The following is a 5,750-nucleotide window of genomic DNA, read 5'->3' on the forward strand; positions in this document are numbered from 1 at the left end:
GTTCGTGAGCGCGAAGGCGCCGCCATACCCCATAACGCACATAGTCCCTGCACAGAATTCCCGGAGCGACAGATGACCCAAGACACTCTCCACCTGCCCATCTATATGGATTACAGCGCGACGACGCCGGTCGACCCGCGCGTGGTCGACAAGATGGTGCCGTACCTGCGCGAGCAGTTCGGTAACCCGGCGTCGCGCAGCCACGCGTATGGCTGGGATGCGGAGCGTGCGGTCGAGGAAGCGCGCGAGAACGTGGCCGCGCTCGTGAACGCGGATCCGCGCGAGATCATCTGGACGTCCGGCGCTACGGAATCGGACAACCTCGCGATCAAGGGTGCCGCGAACTTCTACAAGGGCAAGGGCAAGCACATCATCACGGTGAAGACCGAGCACAAGGCCGTGCTCGATACCTGCCGCGAGCTCGAGCGCGACGGTTTCGAAGTCACCTACCTCGACGTGAAGGATGATGGCCTGATCGACCTCGACGTGTTCAAGGCCGCGCTGCGCCCGGACACGATCCTCGTGTCGGTGATGCACGTGAACAACGAAATCGGCGTGATCCAGGACATCGAGACGATCGGTGAGATCTGCCGCGAGAAGGGCATCGTGTTCCACGTCGACGCCGCACAGTCGACCGGCAAGGTTGCGATCGACCTCGCGAAGCTGAAGGTCGACCTGATGTCGTTCTCGGCGCACAAGACCTACGGCCCGAAGGGCATCGGCGCGCTGTACGTGCGCCGCAAGCCGCGTGTGCGCATCGAAGCGCAGATGCACGGCGGCGGCCACGAGCGCGGCATGCGTTCGGGCACGCTGGCGACGCACCAGATCGTCGGTATGGGCGAAGCGTTCCGCATCGCACGCGAAGAAATGGCGACGGAAAACGAGCGCGTCCGCATGCTGCGCGACAAGCTGCTGCGCGGCCTGTCGCAAATCGAGGAAACGTACGTGAACGGCGACATGGAGCGCCGTGTCCCGCACAACCTCAACATCAGTTTCAACTTCGTCGAAGGCGAGTCGCTGATCATGGCGATCAAGGACGTCGCGGTGTCGTCGGGCTCCGCATGCACGTCGGCGTCGCTGGAGCCGTCGTACGTGCTGCGTGCGCTCGGCCGCAACGACGAGCTGGCACACAGCTCGATCCGCTTCACGGTCGGCCGCTTCACGACGGAGCAGGAAGTCGATTTCGTGATCAACCTGCTGAACAGCAAGATCGCGAAGTTGCGCGAACTGTCGCCGCTCTGGGAAATGCACCAGGATGGCATCGATCTGTCGACGATCGAATGGGCCGCACACTGAGCGCCGGATTGAACATACCCGCGGGCGGATTCGCGCACGCAGACGTAACGAGTCAAGGAGTCTGAGTCATGTCTTACAGCAACAAGGTTCTGGATCACTACGAAAACCCGCGCAACGTCGGTTCGTTCGCGAAGGACGACGACACGGTCGGCACGGGCATGGTCGGCGCGCCGGCCTGCGGCGACGTGATGAAGCTGCAGATCCGCGTCGGCGCGGACGGCGTGATCGAAGACGCGAAGTTCAAGACCTACGGTTGCGGTTCGGCGATCGCATCGAGCTCGCTCGTCACCGAATGGGTGAAGGGCAAGACGCTCGACGAAGCACTGTCGATCAAGAACACGCAGATCGCGGAAGAACTCGCGCTGCCGCCGGTGAAGATTCACTGCTCGATCCTCGCGGAAGACGCGATCAAGGCAGCCGTGGCTGACTACAAGAAGCGTCACGACACCAAGGAAGGCGATCAGGCAGCAGCCTGAGCGGCATCGAGCAGCTTGAGAAGGACCGCGGCGAGCCCCGGGTGGCGCGCCGCGGCAAGGACATCATGGCAATTACACTGACCGAAAAAGCAGCACAGCACGTCCAGAAATACCTCGTCCGTCGCGGCAAGGGTGTGGGCCTGCGGCTTGGCGTTCGCACGACCGGGTGCTCGGGGCTCGCGTACAAGCTCGAGTATGTCGACGAGCTGGCTCCCGAGGATCAGGTGTTCGAGAGCCATGGCGTGAAGGTGATCGTCGATCCGAAGAGCCTGGCCTACATCGACGGCACCGAGCTCGATTTCGCACGCGAAGGCCTGAACGAAGGGTTCAAGTTCAACAACCCGAACGTGAAGGACGAGTGCGGCTGCGGCGAATCGTTCCGCGTGTGACCACGCGGATCTCCGCGCGATGCGGGCAAGAGGCGGCACGGGCCGCCTTTTTAATGTGCGGCGTTTGCCGCGCGACGAACCGGAATTGAACGCGACGATGGTCTCGCTGAAAGACAGCCACTTCGACCTGTTTCACCTGCCGGCGCAATTCGCGCTCGACGAGACGGTGCTCGACACCGCCTATCGGACGGTGCAGACGCAGGTGCATCCGGACCGCTTCGCGGCGGCCGGCGATGCGCAGAAGCGCATCGCGATGCAATGGGCAACCCGCGCGAACGAGGCGTACCGCACGCTGCGCGATCCGCTGAAGCGCGCGTCGTATCTGCTGTCGCTGCGCGGCGTCGACATCGGTGCGGAAAACAACACCGCGATGGAGCCGGCGTTCCTGATGCAGCAGATGGAGTGGCGCGAGGGCATCGAGGATGCCGCGGCCGCCCGCAACGTCGACGCGCTCGACGCGCTGCTCGCCGAGTTGCGCGAAGAGCGGCGCGTGCGGGTGGAGCGCCTCGGCACGCTGCTCGACAGCGGCGCCGATCAGGCGGCCGCCGAAGCCGTGCGCCAGCTGATGTTCATCGAACGGGTCGCGTCGGAAGTGGGCGCGCAGATCGAGCGCCTCGAAACTTAACCGCGTGCCTTGCGGCACGCGCAGCAAACGGGCCGAGCGCCCGAACGAACCAAGATGGCTTTACTGCAAATTTCCGAACCGGGCATGGCGCCGGCGCCGCATCAGCGGCGACTCGCCGTCGGGATCGATCTCGGCACGACGAACTCGCTCGTCGCGGCCGTACGCAACAGCGTGCCCGAAGTCCTGCCGGACGAAGCGGGTCGCGTGCTGCTGCCGTCGGTGGTCCGCTATCTCGAGAAGGGCGGCCGCCGCATCGGTCACGAGGCGAAAGAGCAGGCCGCGACCGATCCGCGCAACACGATCGTGTCGGTGAAGCGCTTCATGGGCCGCGGCAAGGCCGAGGTCGAAGGCGCGGCGAACGCACCGTACGAATTCGTCGATGCGCCGGGCATGGTGCAGATCCGTACGATTGACGGCGTGAAGAGCCCGGTCGAAGTGTCGGCCGAGATTCTCGCGACGCTGCGCTATCGCGCGGAAGATTCGCTTGGCGACGACCTGGTCGGCGCAGTGATCACGGTGCCCGCGTATTTCGACGAAGCACAGCGCCAGGCGACCAAGGATGCCGCGCGCCTCGCGGGCCTCAACGTGCTGCGCCTGCTGAACGAACCGACCGCCGCGGCGATTGCCTATGGTCTCGACAACGGGGCCGAAGGCCTCTACGCGGTGTACGACCTCGGCGGCGGCACGTTCGACCTGTCGATCCTGAAGCTGACGAAGGGCGTGTTCGAAGTGCTGGCCGCGGGCGGCGATTCCGCGCTCGGCGGCGACGATTTCGACCATGCACTGTTCGGTCATGTGCTCGCGCAGGCCGGCATCGACGCGAAGACGCTTGCGCCCGAGGACGTGCGTCTGCTGCTCGACCGTGTGCGCGTGCTGAAGGAAGCGCTGTCGTCCGCGCCGCAGGCGTCGCTCGACGTCACGCTGTCGGGTGGCGCGCACCTCGTGCAGACGATCTCGCACGACACGTTCGCGTCGCTCGTCGAGCCGCTCGTGCAGCGCACGCTCACGCCGACCCGCAAGGCGCTGCGCGACGCGCAGGTCACGCCGGCCGACATCAAGGGTGTCGTGCTCGTCGGCGGCGCGACGCGCATGCCGGTGATTCGCGACGCGGTCGCGAAGCATTTCGGCCAGCCGCCGCTCGTGAACCTCGATCCGGACCAGGTCGTCGCGCTCGGCGCGGCGATCCAGGCCGACCTGCTCGCAGGCAATCGCGGCACCGGCGACGACTGGCTGCTGCTCGACGTGATCCCGCTGTCGCTCGGTGTCGAGACGATGGGCGGCCTCGTCGAGAAGATCATTCCGCGCAACTCGACGATTCCGATCGCGCGCGCGCAGGAATTCACGACCTTCAAGGACGGCCAGACCGCGATGGCGATCCACGTCGTGCAGGGCGAGCGCGAGCTCGTCGCCGACTGCCGGTCGCTCGCGCGTTTCGAGTTGCGCGGCATTCCGCCGATGACGGCAGGCGCCGCACGCATTCGCGTGACCTACCAGGTCGACGCGGACGGCCTGCTGTCGGTGTTCGCTCGCGAGCAGTTGTCGGGCGTCGAGGCATCGGTCGTCGTGAAGCCGTCGTACGGTCTTGCCGACGACGACATCGCGAAGATGCTCGAGGACAGCTTCAAGACCGCCGAAATCGACATGCGCGCCCGCGCGCTGCGTGAAGCGCAGGTCGAGGCCGAGCGGATGCTCGAGGCGACGCAGGCCGCGTTGGCGGCCGACGGCGAACTGCTCGACGCGGACGAACGCACGCAAGTCGACACGCTGGCCGCGGCGCTGAGCGCGGTCGCGCAAGGCGACGATACGAACGCGATCGAAGCGGCGACCAAGGCGCTGGCCGACGGCACCGACGAATTCGCGGCGCGCCGGATGGACAAGAGCATCAAGCGCGCGCTGTCGGGCCGCCGGCTCGACGAGATCTGAACTCACGCACTGCGCATCGGCCGGCGACGGCCCGCGCGATAATGAACCGTGCGGCGCCTGGCGCCGCACCCTGACTGACGGAACGGACATGCCTCAACTGGTAGTGCTGCCTCACGTCGAACTGTGCCCGGATGGCGCGGTGATCGACGCGACGCCCGGCAAGAGTATCTGCGACAACCTGCTCGAACACGGGATCGAGATCGAGCATGCATGCGAGAAGTCGTGCGCGTGCACGACGTGCCACGTGGTGATCCGCGAAGGCTTCAACGATCTGACGCCGTCCGAGGAGGACGAAGACGATCTGCTGGACAAGGCGTGGGGCCTCGAGCCGACGTCGCGCCTGTCGTGCCAGGCGCTCGTGAAGGAAGATTCGGACCTGGTGGTCGAGATTCCGAAGTACTCGATCAACCACGCGAAGGAAAACCACTGACAGGAACCGGAGGCAGGCGATGAAATGGACCGATTCGCGTGAACTAGCCATTGCGCTGGCGGACAAGTACCCGGACATCGACCCGCAGCGGATCAACTTCGTCGACCTGCGCCAGTGGGTGCTGGAGCTCGACGACTTCGACGACGATCCGAAGCATTCCGGTGAGAAGATCCTCGAAGCGATCCAGGCGCACTGGATCGACGAATCGGACTTCGACGACGAAGACTGAACAGCGTTTGCGCCGCAAAGGCGCACGCGGCTGGCAATGAAAAAACGGCTCGTGAGCAATTGCTCACGAGCCGTTTTCATTTTCAGGCCGGGTGCCCGCGCACGTGACGCGGGCAGGGAAGTCACGCGATCACGCGCCGACCAGCGTCCCGTTCTCGATCCGCACGCGCTGGCCCTGGCCGAACGGCGGCTGCTGGTTGTGGTACGTGAACGTGCGCGTCGCGCCGCTCTCCATCTGCACTTGCACCTGGTAGTCGGTTTCCGCGCGCACCTGCTTTTCGACCTGGTTGCCGGCCAGGCCGCCACCCAGTGCGCCGATGATCGTCATCGCGGTGCGGCCGTTGCCGTGACCGAACTGGTTGCCCAACAGGCCGCCCGCCGCG

At 65.5% G+C, this 5,750-nt stretch carries 8 protein-coding genes; 7 read left to right on the forward strand and 1 reads right to left on the reverse strand.

What is annotated here, in order from left to right:
• Positions 1–72 precede the first annotated feature (72 nt).
• From JYJ84_RS26950 to iscX, 7 genes are all read left to right on the forward strand, one after another.
• Positions 73–1,296 (forward strand): IscS subfamily cysteine desulfurase, encoded by a 1,224-nt coding sequence (locus JYJ84_RS26950; RefSeq protein ID WP_122945787.1) that lies wholly within the window; start codon positions 73–75, stop codon positions 1,294–1,296.
• A 68-nt stretch (positions 1,297–1,364) separates the two neighbouring features.
• Complete coding sequence (iscU, locus tag JYJ84_RS26955) at positions 1,365–1,772, forward strand: Fe-S cluster assembly scaffold IscU (protein ID WP_006481982.1); 408 nt, start codon at positions 1,365–1,367, stop codon at positions 1,770–1,772.
• Between the two features lie 65 nt (positions 1,773–1,837).
• The gene (gene iscA, locus JYJ84_RS26960) at positions 1,838–2,161 is read left to right on the forward strand and encodes an iron-sulfur cluster assembly protein IscA (protein ID WP_014896627.1); all 324 of its coding nucleotides are present in this window, start codon (positions 1,838–1,840) and stop codon (positions 2,159–2,161) included.
• A 97-nt stretch (positions 2,162–2,258) separates the two neighbouring features.
• Positions 2,259–2,786 (forward strand): Fe-S protein assembly co-chaperone HscB, encoded by a 528-nt coding sequence (hscB, locus tag JYJ84_RS26965; protein WP_174954738.1) that lies wholly within the window; start codon positions 2,259–2,261, stop codon positions 2,784–2,786.
• A 54-nt stretch (positions 2,787–2,840) separates the two neighbouring features.
• A complete protein-coding gene (gene hscA / locus JYJ84_RS26970; protein WP_175222656.1) occupies positions 2,841–4,709 on the forward strand; it encodes a Fe-S protein assembly chaperone HscA in 1,869 nt (622 codons plus the stop codon).
• Positions 4,710–4,797: 88 nt separating this feature from the next.
• Positions 4,798–5,139 carry an ISC system 2Fe-2S type ferredoxin gene (gene fdx, locus JYJ84_RS26975; RefSeq protein ID WP_122945786.1) on the forward strand — a complete coding sequence of 114 codons (342 nt, stop codon included), beginning with the start codon at positions 4,798–4,800 and terminating at the stop codon, positions 5,137–5,139.
• A 19-nt stretch (positions 5,140–5,158) separates the two neighbouring features.
• Positions 5,159–5,368, forward strand: coding sequence for a Fe-S cluster assembly protein IscX (gene iscX, locus JYJ84_RS26980; RefSeq protein ID WP_122945785.1), 210 nt, complete (start codon positions 5,159–5,161; stop codon positions 5,366–5,368).
• Between the two features lie 129 nt (positions 5,369–5,497).
• On the opposite strand, the gene JYJ84_RS26985 is transcribed toward iscX, so the two are convergent.
• Positions 5,498–5,750 (reverse strand): glycine zipper 2TM domain-containing protein (locus JYJ84_RS26985; RefSeq protein ID WP_205189671.1); only part of this gene is annotated, 253 nt, incomplete at its 5' end.

This window comes from Burkholderia sp. LMG 13014 (assembly GCF_905232215.1).
In the GTDB taxonomy this organism is placed as follows: Bacteria; Pseudomonadota; Gammaproteobacteria; order Burkholderiales; family Burkholderiaceae; genus Burkholderia.